At 56.3% G+C, this 19954-nt stretch carries 17 protein-coding genes and 1 pseudogene; 11 read left to right on the top strand and 7 right to left on the bottom strand.

Features of this window, described 5'->3' with window-relative positions:
* Positions 1-4 precede the first annotated feature (4 nt).
* Positions 5-973 carry an ABC transporter substrate-binding protein gene (locus tag NTA49_RS10525; RefSeq protein WP_258294713.1) on the bottom strand — a complete coding sequence of 323 codons (969 nt, stop codon included), beginning with the start codon at positions 971-973 and terminating at the stop codon, positions 5-7.
* A 169-nt stretch (positions 974-1142) separates the two neighbouring features.
* Here NTA49_RS10525 and NTA49_RS10520 point away from each other — a divergent pair, with 169 nt between their 5' ends.
* From NTA49_RS10520 to NTA49_RS10500, 5 genes are all read left to right on the top strand, one after another.
* Positions 1143-1910: a DeoR/GlpR family DNA-binding transcription regulator gene (locus NTA49_RS10520; RefSeq protein ID WP_258294712.1), complete on the top strand. Its 768-nt coding sequence runs from the start codon at positions 1143-1145 to the stop codon at positions 1908-1910.
* Between the two features lie 333 nt (positions 1911-2243).
* Positions 2244-2390 carry a hypothetical protein gene (locus NTA49_RS10515; protein ID WP_258294711.1) on the top strand — a complete coding sequence of 49 codons (147 nt, stop codon included), beginning with the start codon at positions 2244-2246 and terminating at the stop codon, positions 2388-2390.
* Positions 2391-3106: 716 nt separating this feature from the next.
* The gene (locus NTA49_RS10510; RefSeq protein ID WP_258294710.1) at positions 3107-3724 is read left to right on the top strand and encodes a hypothetical protein; all 618 of its coding nucleotides are present in this window, start codon (positions 3107-3109) and stop codon (positions 3722-3724) included.
* Complete coding sequence (locus NTA49_RS10505; protein WP_258294709.1) at positions 3717-4616, top strand: hypothetical protein; 900 nt, start codon at positions 3717-3719, stop codon at positions 4614-4616. Before NTA49_RS10510 ends, NTA49_RS10505 begins: the two co-directional genes overlap by 8 nt.
* Complete coding sequence (locus NTA49_RS10500; protein WP_258294708.1) at positions 4613-5149, top strand: hypothetical protein; 537 nt, start codon at positions 4613-4615, stop codon at positions 5147-5149. Before NTA49_RS10505 ends, NTA49_RS10500 begins: the two co-directional genes overlap by 4 nt.
* A 98-nt stretch (positions 5150-5247) precedes the next feature.
* Here the strand turns inward: NTA49_RS10500 and NTA49_RS10495 are convergent, their stop codons facing one another.
* Positions 5248-5535, bottom strand: coding sequence for a hypothetical protein (locus NTA49_RS10495; protein ID WP_258294707.1), 288 nt, complete (start codon positions 5533-5535; stop codon positions 5248-5250).
* 72 nt (positions 5536-5607) lie between these two features.
* Between NTA49_RS10495 and NTA49_RS10490 the strand changes: the two genes are divergently transcribed.
* Positions 5608-8187 (top strand): hypothetical protein, encoded by a 2580-nt coding sequence (locus tag NTA49_RS10490; RefSeq protein ID WP_258294706.1) that lies wholly within the window; start codon positions 5608-5610, stop codon positions 8185-8187.
* The gene (locus tag NTA49_RS10485; RefSeq protein ID WP_258294705.1) at positions 8184-9128 is read left to right on the top strand and encodes a zinc-dependent metalloprotease family protein; all 945 of its coding nucleotides are present in this window, start codon (positions 8184-8186) and stop codon (positions 9126-9128) included. Before NTA49_RS10490 ends, NTA49_RS10485 begins: the two co-directional genes overlap by 4 nt.
* Here the strand turns inward: NTA49_RS10485 and NTA49_RS10480 are convergent.
* From NTA49_RS10480 to NTA49_RS10470, 3 genes are read right to left on the bottom strand one after another with little or no spacing between them, the layout of a single operon-like run.
* Entirely contained in the window at positions 9100-9462 is a 363-nt protein-coding gene (locus NTA49_RS10480; protein ID WP_258294704.1) for a hypothetical protein, read from the bottom strand. The two genes, NTA49_RS10485 and NTA49_RS10480, sit on opposite strands and share 29 nt — an antisense overlap.
* Positions 9463-9501: 39 nt before the next feature.
* Entirely contained in the window at positions 9502-10062 is a 561-nt protein-coding gene (locus NTA49_RS10475) for a hypothetical protein (RefSeq protein ID WP_258294703.1), read from the bottom strand.
* Positions 10059-10415 carry a hypothetical protein gene (locus tag NTA49_RS10470; RefSeq protein ID WP_258294702.1) on the bottom strand — a complete coding sequence of 119 codons (357 nt, stop codon included), beginning with the start codon at positions 10413-10415 and terminating at the stop codon, positions 10059-10061. The genes NTA49_RS10475 and NTA49_RS10470 overlap by 4 nt, the downstream gene beginning before the upstream one ends.
* A 779-nt stretch (positions 10416-11194) precedes the next feature.
* On the opposite strand from NTA49_RS10470, the gene NTA49_RS10465 reads away from it, so the two are divergent.
* The 4 genes and pseudogenes from NTA49_RS10465 to NTA49_RS10455 form a co-directional block, all read left to right on the top strand.
* The gene (locus NTA49_RS10465) at positions 11195-14683 is read left to right on the top strand and encodes an NACHT domain-containing protein (protein ID WP_258294701.1); all 3489 of its coding nucleotides are present in this window, start codon (positions 11195-11197) and stop codon (positions 14681-14683) included.
* Between the two features lie 281 nt (positions 14684-14964).
* The gene (locus NTA49_RS17295) at positions 14965-15300 is read left to right on the top strand and encodes a helix-turn-helix domain-containing protein (protein ID WP_408637139.1); all 336 of its coding nucleotides are present in this window, start codon (positions 14965-14967) and stop codon (positions 15298-15300) included.
* A complete protein-coding gene (locus NTA49_RS10460; protein ID WP_258294700.1) occupies positions 15297-16625 on the top strand; it encodes a type II toxin-antitoxin system HipA family toxin in 1329 nt (442 codons plus the stop codon). The genes NTA49_RS17295 and NTA49_RS10460 overlap by 4 nt, the downstream gene beginning before the upstream one ends.
* Positions 16626-16775: 150 nt before the next feature.
* Positions 16776-17671 (top strand): annotated as a pseudogene (locus tag NTA49_RS10455) (IS3 family transposase); the annotation flags it as partial.
* A 7-nt stretch (positions 17672-17678) separates the two neighbouring features.
* Here the strand turns inward: NTA49_RS10455 and NTA49_RS10450 are convergent.
* Both NTA49_RS10450 and NTA49_RS10445 read right to left on the bottom strand, forming a co-directional pair.
* The gene (locus tag NTA49_RS10450) at positions 17679-18875 is read right to left on the bottom strand and encodes a phospholipase D family protein (RefSeq protein ID WP_258294699.1); all 1197 of its coding nucleotides are present in this window, start codon (positions 18873-18875) and stop codon (positions 17679-17681) included.
* Positions 18876-19157: 282 nt separating this feature from the next.
* On the bottom strand, positions 19158-19889 hold the full coding sequence (locus NTA49_RS10445) for a PD-(D/E)XK motif protein (RefSeq protein ID WP_258294896.1): 732 nt from the start codon (positions 19887-19889) through the stop codon (positions 19158-19160).
* Positions 19890-19954 lie beyond the last annotated feature (65 nt).

The raw sequence follows: 19954 nt of genomic DNA, 5'->3' as shown, positions 1-19954 counted from the left end.
GCCATTACTCGGCGCCGAAGAGGTCAGCGAACTTGGCCTTGTTGGCCTCGGCCTCTTCCAGGGCGACCGCCGGGTTGAAGTCCATCAGCTTGATGTCTTCACGCGCCGGGAACCCCTCGGGCACGCCCATGCCGTCACGGGCGGGGATATAGCCCATGTCCAGCACCAGTTCCTGACCCTCTAGGCTCAGCAGGAAATCGACAAAGCTCTGCGCGCCCTCGACATTCTTGGCCGACGACATGATCGCAACAGGCTCGGTCACATAGGACACGCCCTCTTCGGGGAAGACGAACTCGATCGGGGAGCCGTCCGCCTTGTTGCGGATGGCAAGGAAGTCGACGACCATGCCATAGGGTTTTTCGCCCGAGGCGACCGCCTTGAAGGTGCCGCCGTTGCCACCCTGGGCGCGGACGTCGTTTTCGGCCAGCGCTTCGTAATAGTCCCAGCCGAGGCTGTCGTCGCCCGTGAGGGTGGCGAGATGAATCAGCGCTGCACCGGAATAGAGCGGCGAAGGCATAACGATCTGGCCCTTGATGGCGGGATCGGCAAGGTCGGTCCAGGAGGTCGGTGCGGTCTCGACGCCGGTGTTGTAGACGATGCCGGTCGTGATCAGTTTGGTCGAGTGATAGAAGCCGTCGGCGGAGTAGAGCGCGGCATCGTAATCGGCCGCTTCGGGCGACTGGTACGCGGTCAGCAGACCCTCTTGCGCCATGCCTTCAAGCGTGACCGTGTCCGCGATCAGCAGAACGTCGGGCTGCGGGTTGCCGGCTTCGATCTCGGCGCGCAGACGCGCCATCAGCTGCGTGGTCCCGTCGCGGACCCAATCGACTTCGGTGCCCGGATTGGCGGCGATGAACGCATCCACGGTCTGCTGCGCGTCGGCATTGGGCTGCGAGGTGTAAAGCGTGATCTTGTCGGCCATGGCCGTGCCTGCAACAAGGGCAAGAACGCTGGTGGTGAGAAAGGTCTTCATCGGACTCTCCTGAGATGTGACTTTCGTTCGAAAGCAATTCGCAGGGCCCTTATTTCGGCAAATCGTAACAGTTTTACGTCATTCATGTTACGTTTTTATGGGTATTGCGCCTATTATCCGCGCGGCCTAACCTTGCCTCATATTTCAGTTTTTATTTCGAAGGAAAGTCATGGCACGGTTGGACATGGAAGAGCGACGCGACCGAATCGTCGCCCTTCTGTCGGAACATGGCAGGCTGTCCGCAGCGGCACTGTCGGAAGGTCTGGCCGTTTCGGTCCAGACGATCCGGGCGGACCTGCGCGATCTCGACCACGCGGGGCTGGTGCAAAGACGCAGCGGCACGGCACAGCTGCGCCAGCAACATGAAAACATCGGCTACCTGCCCCGCGAAAGCATCGCCCGACAAGAAAAACAGCGTATCGCGCTGGCGGTCAAGGCCCTGATCCCGAACGGCGCGCGCGTGGCGCTTGGCACCGGCACCACGGTCGAGCAGTGCGCGCGTCTGCTGGCAGCGCGCGAGGATCTGTTTGTTGCAACCAACAGCATTCACGCGGTCTGCGCCTTGCAAACGGCCGTGGGAGCCACCGTCGAACTGGCGGGGGGATCGGTGCGCATGCGCGACCTGGACATGATCGGGGTCGCAGCGCTGGAATTCTTTGCCAGGTACCGGGTGGATTACGCCGTGTTCAGCTGTGGGGGATTGTCGACTTGTGGAGACGTGATGGATTACAACACCGACGAAGTGTCGGCGCGCAAGGCCATCGCCGCCTGCGCCAACCAGACGATTCTGGTGGTGGATTCTCAAAAGGCCGCCCTGGACCTGCCCTGTCGACACGCCGCACTCTGGGACTATGACCTGATCGTGACCGGAGCGACGCTGCCCGATGACCTGCGGCGGGCCTGCGCGCGTGCGGCCTGTCGGATCGTTCAGGTCTAGCCGTGGAGACCTCGGTCGTTTTGGCAGAGAAAGGGTGCGGGGTTCGAGCGGCGGTTCGTATCGGCCTGCGTTCTGGGAGGTGCGTCGGGGGTTGCCCGGGGGCTTACGGAGCGTATGTTGCTCGAACGCAAGACGCCCCGCGTGTGCGGGATGTAAGGTCTTGATCGTATTTAGGAAAGGGTTGGTTGCGGGAGTGCGCAACCGCCGTTGCCTACCGCTTCTTCGATGTGTGGTTTGACAGGGTGTTGTTGCAAAGATTGAAACGCCCCTAGATCTGTAGATGCCCAGCGAGGTAATTTTGGAAACACGGAGGACGATATATCCGGAACGAAGTTGACAGACGAGTTCAAGCGCGATGCGGTCGCTAGTGTCGAGGATCGGGGCTATCCAATGCACGCGGTGGCCGAGCGGTTGAAGATCAGCACGAAGTCGACCTACACTCGCCAAAGGCTGTTTTCGCGGCCTGTGAAGGTGGTCTAGGTGGCCGACGATCAGGCCGATGAAACCCCTCGGGTCAGGACCTGTTTTGACGTGACCTGCGCAGAGTCTCCCGCGCAAAACCGCTCCGTAGATGCGCTTCAGAACCAGTTGATCTGGCCTAGCAGCCACTGTTGGATCGGCGCCTGATCGCTGGAGTTGGCTTGATTTCTGGCGCAGGGAACCCATCTTAAAGGGATAGGATGCGGTATCTGCAGTCATGATCGGTTAACCAGACATGACCATAAACTACGCTGATCTTGCTGCAGCAGCGACGAATGCCTTGATAAATCAAGGCGAATGCTGATAGTGGTATGACTCCATACGGAATCGTCGCGTCACGTCAAGTGGCGCGACTATCATTTACGAAGGTAGGCTATCGAGTATCGCAACATTTCGTGGTGGTGACGAACTCAGACACAGGAAGTGGTTGGCGATGCAGCATGCTGTGTGTAAGGTGGAAAAAAAATTGGCGGACGGGCAAACGATGGCAAAGCAAACAACCAAGAAAACTGTATCGGAAAACCTTTACATCAAGCACCTTCGGCGCCTAAAGAAAGCGCCCGTAAGTGTTGGTGAGCCTCCAAATGGCGGCCCTCGTTTGTCGCAATTTTTTGAAGCTGTTGACGGCATGGGTGAGCGGGCGATGGCAAACGGTACAATTGCGCGATCGGTGAGAGAGCGGAAGCGGGCATAGATCGCGGTGCCCGTGTGACGCCGTGAGCTCGGACGTTCCAGAAAAACAGGTGGCGTTCCTTTCGGCGGAATTTGAACTTGTATGCTACGCCATACTGAAAGATCTCGGCGTCAAAGCAAAAGTTGACGGTAAAATCGTTAGTCAACTGACCGCATTTTTTCTACGCGACATCTACCGCATCGATCAGCAGCAACGCGGTTCAGTGTCGCTCGCAAAGCACGCAGGATACTGGGCGTTCTGGGTTCGCAAACTTAAGCCAATTTCAGATGCAAAACTCGAGGGTCCAGATTACCTTTCCGAAGACGAGTTAGAGTTCGTGAACGAGATCGTCGCGATCTACTTTGCCATCCATCTGGTTCTGGAAAACCGCTCACGCGAGCCAGATATCACCCACGTTCGGGGCCAGCAGAGCGATATGGTCAGATCGCGGTGTTCGAAGTTGAGGCCGCAGCGTTGCAAAGGCTCTACTTGCTTTGCAACTTATGTTAAAGGTTATCTCAACTTCAACGAAGGGTTCTTCCTGAAATACATCACCTATTCCATGCGCAATCGTACATTCGGCCCGCACCATTTTGCGCTTCTGATTGAGGGGCTGATCTACTCATCCTGCCCGATCGTCAACGGGATCAATGATGCGTAAGGAGATCACCAAGATCATTTCCGGATGGTTTGCCGACCATGATCTCGAAACGTTCTTTGACCGGGTCTATCTATTCGGTAGCCTGGTCAACAACGATGGAGAATTCTTTTGGCCATCAGGTGTCAAGAACAGTGATATCGATGTGCTCGTTCGTATCAATCCGACGCTCGCTGGAGCAGTAGATCGGACACTGGCACTGGTTGAACTACAGTCTCGCCTTCCCGAGGTCGAACAGAGACTCGCTGAGAAACTTGGGCGGCCGCCCGAGATTAAGGGCTCAGTGATAAGCGTTCTACCTGTGACATGGTACGAGATTTATCACTGCATCCATAAAGGGTTCGACCCCAAGATATTCACGCTAAACATCTTCTATGACGTGATCAACAAAAGGGCACGCAAGGACGGCCTTTCTGACTTCATCGACAAGTCATATCAGTACGACAACACCGAAACCTTCGCCGTTATGCGCCTTTGCCAGAAACTGCGCAATGATCTTCTCAAGACCTCCGAGGACGGCAGCCCGGCACTGAATCCATTTGCGGGCGCTGGCGCGATCCCAAAGGAACTTATGCGAGCCGCAGCACTTCTGAAGTTCGCAGTGAACGGTGCGGATCAGCCGGAAGCCAGAACGAACCTTGGAGAAGGCGAGGACTATGTCGTCGACTACCTCAAGGACCTGAAGGGCAAACATAAACTAATTGACGCGCTTGAAATGAAAGTTAAGAAACGACGATCAACAGCTGCCTTCAAGAAGCCACCTTTGGAGCCCGCTGACCTGATCCTGCTCTCAGAACTCCTCTTTGACCGTGCGCGGGGATTGTCGCTACCATCAGTGCGCGAAACAATCGATAGGAGTCGTCGAGCCAAACAAGGAAAACCGGTGTATCTATGATTGACGACAACGGCCCTCTCCACAATAATCGAGACTTCTTTGCACTCAAGCATGCAATTGTCATGGAAGAGTGGAAGGTCGCAAACACCAACATTGGGCGGCTCGATAGCGTGGTCTTCACCATCAGGGGATGGGCCATAACGACGACGACCGCTGCCGTAGCATATGCCTATACAAAGCCGGATCCTCGCGTATGCATGCTGATCCTTATCCCACTCCTTTTTCTTTGGCTAATAGACGCGTTGTTCAAAACGTTCCAGCGCGTCTTCATAGACCGTTCCAAGGAGATCGAAGTCTATCTCGCTTCCGACAGTTTCGAGCAAGACTTCCAAGATGAACGTATGTCCCGATTTGTTTCTCCGGAGCTTTCGATACGATTTGGTCAGAATAGCTCGGGAGAGCGCCTCCGCAAGGTCATAGAGCAGGCATTTTTGCGCAATGTTGTTTTCACCTATGTGCCGCTGATCATCTTTGCAATGATAGCGTACGGGGCCGTGAAGATCTCGCAGCCGCTGCGCGGTTCAGGATTATAGCCAGTTGTTCATTCGGAACTTTTAACGTTTAGCGGCGAAGTAGGAGTGCATCCGAGAAGACGGTGTTTGCTCATGCTTTGTCGGCAATCTTCCCATTTCTAAAGCGTCCCGCCTTTAAGTGTCTTGGCGACCCCGCTAAGGCCGCGCATCCTTTCCGCAGCGCATTCACAGTCGTTGAGCGATGTCCGTAGCGACTCGATCTGCGCATTTTCCTCGGCGATCCGCTTCACCAGCGCCATGGACTTGCTGGCCGTCTCGGTATCGATATTGATGAGGCCTTGCAGCCGAGTGACCTCGGCTTCTAGCTTTGCCAACGGTGCCTTTTCTGGGTCGGCTCCGGCGCCGAGGTAGGACTGCGTTCGATCGACCAAGGGTTCCGGCGCCACGCCACGCCATGAGGCCGCTCCTTTACCTGCTAAAGGTCGGCATGCAGTCGATGATGTGCCCCCGGGGTCGGCGTGGCTCAAGCCAAGGAAGTGGCTACCACCTTTTTGGCTGGGATTCTTACTATCGCAAAAGTGGAAATTGCGGTATTGTTTGGGATGATCAACATCTGGTTCCGCATGCGTATTCCACCTATTCAGCTTATTTTTGTATTTCTTTTTGCGGCTCTCTGCGAGGCGACGCCGGTCGGTGCTCAGCAATCCAATATGTCGCGCGAGGATGTTCCAGCACTAGCTCCGGACGCCGTCGTGCTAGCCCAGCCAAAATGGCTATACGAGAATGGGTTCCTCCTTGGCCCACAAAAAATCATTTCTGAGGACGCGCCAGTGAAGGCAACAGGTAACCAAACTTGGGTTATTCCGTTGGCCGAAAATGGGCTTGGCTCCGCAGGGATCGATTACGACGGCTTGACCGGTGCGATGGTGGGCAGTTTGGACGCCTTTGGAGAGAGAAATACGCGACCGACATGGCAGAAAAGCCTCGCGTGGGATATGTTTCAGACAGACGACATCATCCGCGTGCAAGGTTTTCTCGATAATTATGAATTCGTCCAACCTCAGTTTCAGCGCGACAGCGATATAGTATTGTCGCCACCAGCGTCCTTTACACAGGGGGTCGAGAACCCCTATTTGCAATATCTCTCCACGAGCGACCGTCCGGAAACGTGGATATCCGACGACAATCGCGAGATCGCTAACGAGCTTGTCCGGTCACTCTATGCTGAAACACCCGCGGCAGCCCCTGGCAGCTACGAAGTCCGCCCGGTCATTGAGCGCCTAGAAGATGACGCCACATTGCGCGCGACCTTCGCACCCGTCCTCCCCACGGCAACGGATTTTACCTCTCTCTCAGAGCGTGTCTTTCTATCCGATACCGGAACCGGAGCAGTCCAAATTACAAATCGTGGTGGCCGAGCTGAGTTTATTGACCGCAACCTTCCCGAAATGTTCGAGAACAACAGAGAAGCGATCCTAGAACTTGGCATTGAGCTGAAAACGAACCAATCTGCGCTCGGCGTGGAAGTAGCCAGCCTCGACCTTAGCGGGACAGAAACGTTCCTGAATTCTGCGCCCGCGGCAATGCCAATTGAAATTCCTGACGAGCTACTTGCTATGAACAACGATTTCATGGCTGGCGTCCGAGAGGTTTACTGTCAGTTCACGCGACTGGCGTCTTTAGGGGGAGAAACCCTTCCCGACGATGTTGGAGGTTGCAGAGAAATCGAAGCCGGCGGCCAATGCGAATTTCGTGGCGTCGTCCGAGAGAGCGCACGCAACCTTCAGAATACAGCGCTTAAGATCATCAGGTCACGCCTGGCAATCCTCGACGAGAATAACAATCTTGGACCACTTACGTTGTCCAAGGAGTATTTCGATATTTGCGTTCATGTTCTGTCTGAATATGCCAATCTTGCCAACGGAGCACGAAATTGGTTCGAGTTTGAGCGAGATGTGCCCGGCGCGTGCAATGCTGAATACGGGTTGAGGGCCGATGAGAAGGGTGCCTACAGAAGCCCCATCCCACGCGAATTCTTCGCACATCATTACAAGCGTCAGATTGAGCTGGTAAATTCTACCGTCCAATTCGAGTCGCAGCTCGCCGAGCGACGTGAATGTTCCGCCGGCTATCTAGGCGGTGGTCTTTTCATGACCGCAGCACATTGTATGCCGGCAGGCGTCACCGAAGAGCGGTTCACGATCTCGGCCGATCTAGTAGAGATTAAGGAAGCAAAGCTGCGCATCTGCGGTGCTTCAGGAGACCCGGACTGTACAGCAATCGGCGCGGCTTTCGATACGTTCATTGAAACGTATTCGCACGCTGAAATCCTGATCAAGGGTATCCGCGAACCTGAAACCAGGGAGTTTGCTGATTTTGCAATCTTCCGCATTGCGGGCGAGTCATCATCAGAAACGGAGGCCTTGGGCAGCGCTGCTGATGAGATCTTTGAGGCCTTGGATATCCAGCGTGGCGATCAAGTTGACCCGACGCGCGTGAGTTTTGTCTTCTCTACTTTGATTTCGACTTTGGGACAAAGAAAGCTCCATGCCCCGCATATCAAAGAAGGTGTACCATTTGTCTACGATGGTGGGATGATCCGCTACCACTCCGAAATTTCGCTCGAAGCGCTACCGGAGCGCGTCCTCGATGTCTGCGTCGATGCCCGTCTAGAAGACAAAGTCGGCAGGACTCACATCGAAAATCGAATGGCCGCGCTCGCCAACGCTTACCGTCCCGTGAACAGCGGGGGTCCGAGAACATTTCGATTCAGCGCAGAATGCTCGGATCTTGGGCGGCGCGTCGGTCTCTGCGAACACGGCGATTTTATGAAAGCATTAGGTGGTGAGCTTGATGTACCGCGTGGCGCATCTGGCGCTCCCGTTTTCATGCGACCTGACGTGGCATTGGGTCAAGGCTCCGAGATTATCGTTGTTGGTATTGTGTCGAAAGGCGAGACCGGGCGCAACATCTCTCCCGCCATTGGGCGTCACGAGGTATTTGTACCGGTCTCAAGCGTCGTGTCCTATTTGCGGAATCACCGAGATTCCGACCCCAACGCAGCAGCAATCCTTGCAGTCATCGAGAGGCAACAATGAACCGTTTTCATCTACGCATCATCGCCGCTGCGCTCCTCATACTCCCGGCACCTGTGTTGGCATGCAGCTTCACGCAGGTTATCGCGGGCGTCTGCCAGACAGGCGAAACCCGCAGAGCTGCATCGGCAACCGGGGCAGACGACAAGGGTGTCCTCCGTCGGACAGAGCTTTGGACGTTCTTCAAGGAGTTCAGGGAAGAATCCGATGTTAGGCTGCGTGTCTGTGGTTTTGTGGCCCCGCCTGCGGACTCAAATATCGATACGATCGATTTCCGCGCTGCACCGGCCCAATTCAGAGACAACATGGCAATTATTGAGAATGCGGCACAGGAATGGGTAGTGAACTCGCCAGAAAACAATACCCAAAGCCGCCTGGTATTTCAACTTCGTGACGGCGCGGGTGCGTTCCACGAATGCACATCGAACGCGCGCGACTACCACATTAAGATTACGTTCAATTCTAAAGGAACGAACAACTCCTATATCGGGTCGAATAGCGCGACGAAAAACCCTTCGATGAATCTCAGTGTGGGTACGAACCGTCGAGTTCAGCGTAGCACTGTCCTTCATGAATTTGGTCACGCACTCGGGCTCGGGCACGAAATGATGCATCGGCATCGTGAAGCCTGTATGCAACAGTTCGATGCCGAGCTTTGGTTGGAAGATTTTTTGTCGAAAAGCGGCGGCCGCATGCCGTTCGGCAACGATATTCCTCGCGACGAGCAAATCAGGATTGCGAGAAAGAATATCCAGGTTGTTGTAATTAATCTCGGTGGCATAGAGCTCACGACGTTCAAAGACGATGCGTCAATTATGAGCTATCCTATCTCGGCAGAGTCGTTTTCCTCCAATGGTAAGAACTGTGAGATGAGGAACAACAGCCGACTATCAGCGGCGGATCGTGGATTATCGCTCACAAATTACGGAAAGTTTGCGCCATGAGGGTAAGAAAATCATTCTGCTTACTGGTGGTTTTGTTGTCCGCTTGCAGCGATCCGCCTCTGGAGAATTTCGAGCCGAATTGTCCGGCAGCAGCCACCGGTGCGGAGATCCGCGCGGTTCCTGGCTCGGCGATAGCGCTCGACACCTGCCTCAAGTCGAACCCCCAATTGTTATCGTGGACTTTTTCCAGTTCGTTAGGGCAAATGCCCAACCCCACTTTCCGGGTGCAAAACACGCGTCGGTGGGGCGTGTCGGCAGGAGCTTGCATAGCGACAGCAAAAAACGCCGATACGATGGTTTCGCTTTTCGGCTCGGGCAGCGACCGATCCAACATCAATGCAGCCGTCTCACAATGCCTTGCCCAATTGTCCGGTTAAGAAGGGATGTAGAGCAACTCTCCGGCAAACGTCGTCTCCCGCCGTAATTCGATCAGTGCCATCGTGATCTCGCGGTAGAGGTCGTTGGCGAGGACGAGATTGCCCGTCCTTGTAGCTTCGATGTGCTGGCTGGTCGAGCGCGCAAGGGAGTCGAGTCGTGCGTCGTCCACGCCCAAGGACTCAAGTTCTCGCAGCAGCACAGCCCGGCGGTTTTCTAAGACGGCAATGTATTCGAATAGCCGAGTTTCCTGACGAATACAGCCGATATAACTCTCAAAAGCTTGGGCAGTCGCAGCATCACTGAGGTCAGCGCCGCCAAACATCGTGCCACGGATCTCGCTCCGCGCAGCAGCGGAAAGTGATCCGCTCAGTGCGAATTCCGAAAGTTCAGCCTGCAAGTCCGCAGAAAGCTCGAGACCGATACCGGCACTGCAAACAGCGATCCGGTTGCGTGTGTCCGCATCTACAAGATCGACCGGCGCGGACATATCGCAGCCGCCGATCACTAAGATTACAGCGCCTGTCCTTAGAAACGCGAATGTAAGGTAATCGGTCATCCTTGGTCAGGCAGATAGGTGGCGAGATTGTCTGTCACGCACTTTGTGTAAATCTCGAACGATTTTTGCCCCTCTGTGTCGCTTAGGACCTCGGGCGTGAATACAAGGCCTCGGATGCTACTTGCGATGGCAGCTTCCGCATCTAGAGATCCGCCGCCTTCCTCGAGGATTGAACGCAGATCGGCGTTCAGTTCTGCCCGAACACTGTCCTCGATTTCTATTCCGCTTGAGCAAAGCGCAATAGAAGTCGCGACGTCGCGCGAAATATCATCGTTGCTAATTCTATCTTCACTACCGTTGCAGGCCGCAACTAGTAAAACAAATGCTGGTATCAGATGTTTCATATTGAGCATATTTCTGTCCCCCGCAATCAATGTGTCACAATTTGTCTAACATTAGCAGCGGTGCTCTCCTTTGTCACTTCCAACAGCCTGCACGCCTTGGCGAAGCTCACAACCCTTTTTGGCCCACTCCAGTATGCATAAGCGTTCGCGCCACATTTTATGCGCTTTTACGCCTCTTGGGGGTTTAGGAGTAGTAATTGCCATCTGCAGTTGACGGCCCTTTGCGGACGGTCGAGCCTCGCCGTCGCTGCACGGCGGCACTCCCCGAACCGGCCATTGGACAGGGGGTGCAGCATTTCGAGCTACCGAACGGCTGCGATGCGGGCGGAAGTTGATATTCGCGGGTGCTGCGACTACCTGGAGTGATGCATCCATCTGGTTTCCACGCTAAATAGTCAGGGCAGCGGGGGGATGGAGAGATGCAGACTGAAATCGATAGTCAATTCAAAAAGGCCATTGAGGGTTTCGGCTTTCGCTGGTCCGTTTCGACCTCCGAGGCGATAGATGGGGATGGCGTAGATCACCTAGCTACCGGGACTTTCATCAGCTGCCAGGATAGGCTGGTTTGAGGTGAGATCGAATGTTCGAGTTGCAATCGAGAATTGATTATGGGGCCATCAAAGAAATCTGGGACATCCATCCCAGCGAACAAGAGACCAGTACCGAAGGGGAAGAAGCCCGGCGGCGGAACTGCCGCTGCGGGCGGTACTAACTTTCAGGCAGCCATCACAGCAATCGCGGCAGTACACCTCCTGGCGGGCAAGCCGCTCGGTTGGCTGACCGGTTTAGTGGATGATATCCCTGTCGGGATTTGGGCTGAATCTGAAGGTCCCGGTGATGATCTTCGGCTCGAACTTGTGGATGGCCGCGTGGCAGAGGTTCAAGCCAAGAAAGGCCTGCAGAGGGGCGCAGCGCTTTGGGAAGCGCTAGACGCGCTGGCAGCGGCCGTGTCGAGGGGCAGGCTCGATTTCGGGGTTTTGGCCGTGGCGCCTGACAGTAGCGGCACGGTACGCGAGAATCTCGCCAATGATATCGAACGGATCGGTCAGGGTCGCACCGACATGCTATCCGAGATTGGCAAGGACTGGCTCGCACGGCTTGTGAAAGACGCTCTCAACCCTCAGGAGGTTTGCTCAAGCCTGCGGATCCAAGTCGTGCATGCGTTGGCAGCCGATGATGCAGATCGGCGGCTGACCAAGGTCCTGCTCGCGACGATTTGTGACAACGCTGTAGAGGCGGATCACGGCTGGAGTTTGCTTTACGAAGATGCCGTGACAATGATGGAGCAGCGCGGCCGCGCCGACATGCCGCGTCTGATCCGTCTACTGACATCGAATGGCATCGTGCTGAGCGATAATGAATACGGGGCGGGAATTGCCTCGCGCCTCGCACGCTGGGTCGTGGAGACACGCGATGGGTTCACTCTTTCGGCAACGCGCAAGCGGCTGCCACTTTCAGCGCTGCTCGACATGCGGACAGTTAAGATACCGTTCGAGCTGCCGCCCGCCGAAAGTGCCCATAAGGCTTTGGCGCGTTATCACGACGGGTCGCTAGGCAGTTCGCGTTCTGACCTCGAATATGACGCTGAGTGGACTGGACGTTTCTGTCGCCGGGCTGTCATCCAGGCTGGGCCGGGGCTCGGAAAATCGACCCTCGCAACCAAGCTGGCATATGAGTACGCGTCGGACGGCTTTCCCGTCCTATTAGTGTCGCTGAAGCAAGTCGCTGCGGCGATGCTGCGTGGCGAAGGGTTCGAGGCTGCGCTCAAGGCGCACGGCTTGGATGGATCGCCGATCTCGGTCGAAGTATTTGATCGGGCTCGCCTCTCGGACATCGTTGTGATTGCGGATGGTCTCGATGATTGCGGCGTTCGGCACGAAGCAGTAGCGGCTGGGATCCAATCCTATGCGGCTGGCCATCCCCGGGCGCGCATCATCGTCACGACCAGGCCGATCGGATACACATCGACGCAGCTTTCGCAGTGGCAGCATTATCGTCTTATTTCGCCGAGCAGCAGCTCCGGTTCCTACAATCTTGGTAGTTTGCTGGCCGCTTTGTCTGATGATTCGTCTGGTGCGGACGCGTTCGAACTCGCACACAAGGAACTGAGCGGTACATCCAATCCGGATGCAATCGCAGTGAGCCCGCTGACTCTTGGAATGGCGGCATCCCTTCTCCATCGGCAAAACCGTCTCCCGGAAACTCGACCGAAACTTTATGAACAACTGATCGCGCTATTCGACCGCGACGACGGGATCGAACGCCCAGAAGACGTGTCGGCGCAAATCGCAGGCTATATCTTGAATGTGTTGGGCTGGACGGTCGTCGGAGACCCTCTCGTTGCTAGGGCCACCTTGATGGACCGCTGCGCAGAGGCGCTGGCGACAGAAATGGGTAAGACCCGACTCGCCACGACGGGCATTGTCGAGTCTGCACTTCGCTATTGGGAGCGGGCGGGGCTTATTGAGTCCGTTCATCATGACGGCGTCGAGATGTTGACCTTCGTGCATAAGACATTCGCCGAGTTCGCCGCCGCCCGCTATATCGCTGATTTGGATCCGGAAGCGCGCGCAGGCGAGTTGGCGCGTATTATCCAACTGCCAGACTGGACTGAGGTGACAACGTTTGCGAGCGGGCTGGGCTATGGGAACGACATTGCAAGGCAGTTTATGGCGCGCGGCACTGCCGGACATGATGGACAAGTCGAACGGGCACTTGCCGTAGCGATCAATCCGGACGCGCGGACCGACGACACGGTCGCCAGCGAGCTCGCGATCGTCGCGTTTGATGCGATCGCAGTTGGGGCAAAGAAAAAGTTTGCCATTGGCGTTGCTTTGATGAATCTGGCGGAGCGTCGACCCGCCGTGATCTTTCCGCTGGTAGCTAACCGCCTGAACGCAAAGGACTTCCCAACCAGGCTGACCGCCTGGGCCTGTATCACCTCTGCCGACATGGCTGGTTTGGACGCGGATCGTCTGGAGGCTGCTCTTGCGGAGCTGCTCTCCAATACAGAGTCGCATCATACTACGGCAGGCAGGTTCGTCTTCGGCCCTATGGACGATTTCAATTTGCTCAGTTCCGTAGGAATTGCAGCGCTCGAGGTCCAGCCTCCCGCAGCCATGGAAGGCTTTGCCGAGCGGTATCTGCGGCATAGGGCATTTCAGGGAACCAACACCCAGTCGCGCATTGCGCGCATCCTTGGTGCTCAAGGGCTGAGTTTCAGCCTCCTGCGCGCGATGGAGACGAAAGAAAAAAACCTCATGGACCGGTTCCTTAATCCGCCTGAGGACGAGTGCCGAGCGCATAACCAAGCGCTACGCGCCCTGGCCGTCGCCGTGGCCCTTAAAGAAGACGACGCTCAGCCTAAGCCCGACTATCCCTTCGAGCGCTTTCTCCAGTTCGCCGGTTATTACTCATTGTCCGGATTCGACCAGGCCCCACGACGCGACCTAGGACAGTGGTCCACCCCATATGACGAGCCTGCGGTGCAAGGAGCGATGCGCGCCATGGTGGCAATCTCCACCCTTGATGGCGCGATGCTGGCGGCGGAAGCCCGAGAAGTAGTTCGCTTTCTGGATCGCGAGCCGACCGCAAAGCCATACACCCTGCATTTCCCCACAATCGATATGCCAAGCCTTGAGTGGGAGAAAGCCAGCGCGCTGCCCATGGACAAGGGACAACTCGAAACAGCCGTTCGACATGGGTCGGCATGGCTCGCCTATGTCGCGGGCAATCTTTTGGAGTCCGTCGAGATCACACAGGTCGATGCACGCCGGATATTGGCCGGTGCGCGGGGTGCATCGCTGTGGGCCGGAGCGGAGATCGCGCACGCGAAGCTTCCGGCCGAAAGCGCGACCGAAGTGCTTGTCGAACGCCTTTCGCCTCCGCTCCCACGGGGCTCGGAGTATATCTTTGGCGTCCTGGCGCGCCTCACGCCGCCGATGACAAAGGAACTCGGTGCGGCGATCGCACTTGGTCTGGGTGACCGGTACATCTCGACGGTAACCGGTGCTGCGGAGCTCGGATTGGCTATGGTCGAGGCGGGGGAGGTGATCGATGCAGTGCCGGTCGCGCGGTCCTACACCAAGTGGCAGGCCCATGAGGCGAAGCAGAAAGACAAGCACATCCAACGGCCAAGCCCGCTCGAGACCCTGCTGAAGCTACGGATCGCTTTGGGCGAACTAGATGACGACGCGCTAACCGCTGCGCTTGGTGACGCGCGAAGCGATGTACGCAAGATCGCCGAAGATGAGCGAGAAAAGCGCGCGCAACTTTGAGGCCCTAAAACGGTCAGACCGAGTGGTAGGGGCGCCCTCAAAACGCTGCATCCTAGTGCTTTCATACACTTCCGTGAAAGGATCACACCGTCAAGTCGCGAAGCAAACACTTAGCATAATAAGCGCCTGCGAATGACCATTATGTCCTAAAAACGGTACGATAAGTGGTAATCAGATTTTAGTGTACCGCTAATGGATCTTTAAGCTAACTTTACTCAGTGCATCGAAAGTGATACCTTAGTGCATAATATTCATTTAAGGTCTCGATAACGGAGCGCTATATGCTAGGCAGCAAACCAGTTGATATCTTGGCCAAGGACTTGGGCGAGCGCCTTGCCCGCTTCCGTCTGTCTCGAAACCTTCGCCAAGTAGACTTGGCAGAACAGAGTGGTATCTCACGCGGAGCGATTGCCCGGATCGAGGCCGGCGAAGGCGGCACGGTCGACAGTCTACTACGAATTATGCAAGCGCTGGGGCTTGAGGATCGCGTGGAGATGCTTTTGCCGGATGCGAGCCTCAGCCCGCTTGATCCACGCAGTGAAGTTGGGCCACGGCAGCGCGCACGAGCAACCTCTGCCGATCAGCCCTCAGCGAAGCCTTGGAATTGGGGTGAATGATGGCAACACGCGCAGACGTACACCTTTGGGGGCGCAGGATTGGTGCCGTACTTTGGGATGATCGCCGTTCAATCGGCACTTTCGAATATGAAAAGGCCTTCATCTCTTCGAAGATCGAGATCGCACCGCTGACAATTCCCCTGCGCCCAGGTCCGATCGACTTCCCCTCGCTTCCGTCCGGTACATTCCACGGCCTGCCCGGGTTGCTTTCCGACAGCCTTCCAGACCGCTTTGGCAACGCACTGATCAATCGTTGGCTTGCAGAACAGGGCCGACCCGAAGACAATATGGATCCAGTTGAACGCCTGCTCTACACTGGGCGTCGGGGGATGGGCGCGCTGGAGTTCGAGCCCGCAACGGGCTTACGCCGAGAGGATGGCGCGCCGGTAGACATCGCCCCACTGGTCGAACTCGCAAACCGAGTTCTAAACGACCGCAAAGAGCTCGTCGGTGTCATGGCCGGGAAAAACCAACAGGAGGCTCTAGCCGAGATCCTGCGCGTCGGTACCTCGGCAGGCGGCGCGCGGGCCAAAGCGGTCCTCGCCTGGAATGAGGAGACCGGTGAGTTCCACTCGGGCCAGCTCAAGGCGGGGCCCGGCTACACCCAATGGCTCTTCAAGTTCGACGGTGTCTCCAAGAGTGGCGATCATGGGCTGGCCGACCCTCAGGGGTTCGGCCGCCTCGAGTTTGCCTGCTACAGGCTGGCTACTGAAGCAGGGGTCGAAATGATGCGTTCACGACTCCATCACGAAGGTGGGCGCGCGCATTTCATGACCCAAAGGTTTGATCGAGTGGGCGATGTAGAGAACGGGCAAAGCGAGAAGCTCCATATGCTTTCACTCGGCGCGCTGCGCCACTTCGACTTCAACATGCCCCGGGGATACTCCTATGAGCAGGCACTGGAGACAATTCGCAGACTGGGCCTCGGCCGCGCGACACTTGAAGAGATGGTCCGCCGCGCGATCGTCAATGTGGTGATCCGCAACCAGGATGATCACGTCAAGAACATCGCCTTCCTGATGGACAAGGCGGGCACATGGCGGCTGGCGCCGGCCTACGATGTCGTCTGGTCGCACAACCCAGCTGGCTCGTGGACGAACGCCCACCAAATGACCGTCAACGGCAAGGCAGACGGTTTCGCTCTCGAGGATCTGCGCCAACTGGGCAAGATGGCCGACCTGAAGCCTCGACAGACAGACGAAATCCTGCGCGAGGTGGAGGCCGTGGCTGCGCGCTGGGATAACTTTGTCGAGGAGGCCGAGGTCCCGTCTCGCTTGGCAAACGCCGCCCGACCTGGCTTCAGGTTCTTCCTCTCCAACACTTAATGCCGCGAGTCGAACCTATCAGACCAAAAGAAAATTCCACCTCTGATGCGGCCAACACCTGAGATCACTGCCAACAAGCACGACTGCTGACCTGCCACGGGATTTTTCCTCCACCGTTGATTAGAGTCCGACCCAACTTGAGGACGGACAATGAAGCGAACGAGATTCACGGACGAGCAGATCATCGGCATCCTGGGCGAGCATGAGGCTGGCGCGAAGTGCGCGGACCTGTGCCGCAAGCATGGCATGTCGGAAGGCACCTTCTACAACTGGAAGGCCAAGTTCGGCGGCATGACGGTGTCGGAAGCAAAGCGGCTGAAGACGCTCGAGGATGAGAACGCGAGATTGAAGAAGCTGCTGGCCGAGCAGATGCTGGACTTGGCGGCGATGAAGGAACTGGTTTCAAAAAAGTGGTGACGCCTGCCGTGAAGCGCGAGGCGGTCGCGCATCTGAGGTCTCTGCTCGGGCTCTCGGAACGGCGGGCGTGCCGGATTGCCGGGGCGGATCGCAAAATGGTCCGCTACCAGGCGCAGCGTGCTCCGGACACGGAGCTGCGCGGTCGGCTGCGGGACTTGGCGAATGAACGTCGCCGGTTTGGCTATCGGCGGCTCTTCGTCTTGTTGCGCCGCGAGGGCGAGCCGTCCGGGATCAACCGGATCTATCGGCTCTATCGCGAGGAAGGTCTGACGGTGCGCAAACGGAAGGCCCGGCGCAAGGCCGTCGGAACACGGGCGCCGATCCTGGTCGAGGCGCGGCCCAATGCGCGCTGGTCTCTGGATTTCGTCCATGACCAGTTCGCAAACGGGCAGCGCTTCCGTGTCCTCAACGTGGTCGACGACGTCACGCGCGAATGCCTGGCTGCGATCCCGGATACTTCAATCTCGGGACGCCGCGTGGCGCGTGAACTGACGGCCCTGATCGAGCGCCGCGGAAAGCCCGGCATGATTGTCAGCGATAATGGGACGGAACTGACCAGTAACGCGATCCTGCGGTGGTGTTCCGAGCACCGGATCGAATGGTACTACATCGCGCCGGGCAAGCCCATTGCTATCGTTAAGGACTGTAGAAAATTGCATCCAACATGGCTACGCGCGCATCCCAAAGTTCCATGTCAGGACCTGAAGGGCGTTCAGAATTGTACCAAGGTGCCTGTCGGACAGGTTCGATGATCCTGTCCCAATAGTTATCGAGTGATAGTGTCGATGGTGAAAAGTTGAGCGCCTTCGCGAGGCCTTTCTTGTTAGGACCATCTACGCAAACAAACAAATCTGGTCGTTTCATCGCTATTAAGCGCGTCGCGGTGCCAATTGGATCCCCAGCGGCAAGAGCTGCTCGGAAGGTGTCAACATACTTCTCGAATTGATGTCGAGTGATGTCACCTCGTTTTGGAATTTGATCCAAGGCCTTCGCAATTCCCAACTCTTGCCGCTCAATGGCTCTTAAAAACACGGTCGCTCGATTCATGGAGCCAAACCACCCCCAGTCGTAGCCTTCAAGTTTGGCTTCTGTAGCTTCCGGGCCACGTAGAAGACCAGCAACGCCTTTCCGCTCGGCAACCGATAGATCCATGAAGGAGCCACTCTTCGCAAACATCGATTGGATGGCCCGTACCAACTCGATACGCTTTGCGTAGTCATGGTGTTTGTCTTTACGAGCGCGCTCAGAAAAATCGCTCCACGACATAGTTGCGAGCTTCGAATTCAACCGGTTCCATTGATCCCTCTCATTGGGAAAAACTGGGTTTTTCGGTCTCGGTTTTTTACTTGCGGCCTTAGCCTGGAGTCGGTAACTCGCAGCCAATTCTTTCGTGATGCTACTGCGAAGCCGCTTGTATGCGGCAAGCTGGTTTCGGATTTCCTCGAAGACAGTCGAGTCAGTATTTCCGCGAATGTAAATGTTCGCTTCAAAATTTTCACCCAAGCCGCCACGCGTGAAGTTGGCGCTTCCGATAATCGCCTCAGCCAGCTTGCCTGTTTGAAAATAGTATATCTTCGGATGAAAGCATCCAAGTCTGTTTTTCGCGACAAAAGCGTTGGGGACGTCCACCAACAGGTCAATTAAATCAGGGTCGCTAGCAGAAAAATCTAAACCAAAAAGCACGCTTTCAAATTTTGATTTATTTCTCAGTAGTGTTTTCGCAACCGGGGTCAAATGCCCCCAAGCGACGGCTATTGAGATACTTTCGTGCTTATTAATCAATTTCTTAAGGCGCTTAGATAATTGACTTGCGTCTAAAAATTTGGCTTTCATTTGCGGCCCTATCGGTCAATTTTAGATCATTTCAGAGGGCAAGGGATTGGATGAATCGCCCCTGCTTGGAGTATCATCGGCCCTGACCAGACATTCGCCAGATTGGTTATCGCTGCGCCAAAGCATTCCTAAAACTGTCCTTCGTGGCGTCGTGCAGCATCGTTGAGTAAGCTAAGGTCGGCAACGCGTGTATAGCTACCGTTCTGAGGCTCCCCATCGCCGAATTGCTCAAAGTATTCAGCGTTTCCCTAGGGGGCAGTTCCGCGTGGAAATCAACTGTCATTAACTGTCGAGGCTAAGTATCGCCTCCGCGACGCGTCGGGCACCAATAATGGGGTTGTCCAAGCTGATCGTCGCGGGAAGATCCACCCGGAAGGTGACCGACTGCGCATCCACATGTTGATGGGTGAGGACGTCATCGCGCCGCAGAACCTCGACAGCCGAGTCTGCCATGTCGTACCCACGGACGAAGGTCACGCTAAATTTAGTCGTGAACGGAGCTTCGTTAACCATCGTGGCATGCTCGTATCCAATGCCCGACTCCGCGCCGTACAAAGACACGCGCTTTAGGAACTCGTCGACCAAGCCGCTCGCCCCGGCGGCGTTAAGACGCTCAAGTATGCTCTCCACCAAGGAAGGGATCGACAAAGCAGGCGCATTGAGATCTGCATGGCACAGGCCGATGCTTACGAGGAGCAGGCGCGCTTCCCCTGTGTCGTCATCACTGACAGGGGTAGGCTCGATTTGGTGGACGCCATGGATGGCGTGACTTGAGGTGGCGCGAGTGGTGGTTTTTATCTCTACGCCCGTGCCTTCCCATGTGAAGTCCCTTGCCGAGCGGCGCCAGCCATCCCAAGCCTGAACGATTGGTCCGACGTGAGGATCGGCCGCGCGGCGGCAAAGAGCGTCAAGTAGGAGCAGTTCCCCGACGAGACCGAGGATCGCGTTCTCGGAGTGTTGGTTTTCATTGAGAACTGACCCGGTATTTTCACCGAGATTTGACCCACCCTTTATTGTTTATCAGCGGTCATGATTTGGTCAATGGCTGCGTCTCCTTTCGTGTTTTCTTTGCAGCTTCT

The organism is Pseudosulfitobacter koreensis, assembly GCF_024733015.1.
GTDB lineage: Bacteria > Pseudomonadota > Alphaproteobacteria > Rhodobacterales > Rhodobacteraceae > Pseudosulfitobacter > Pseudosulfitobacter koreensis.
The sequence above is the reverse complement of the archived record's forward strand: the minus strand, read 5'-3'. Positions and strand labels throughout refer to the sequence as shown.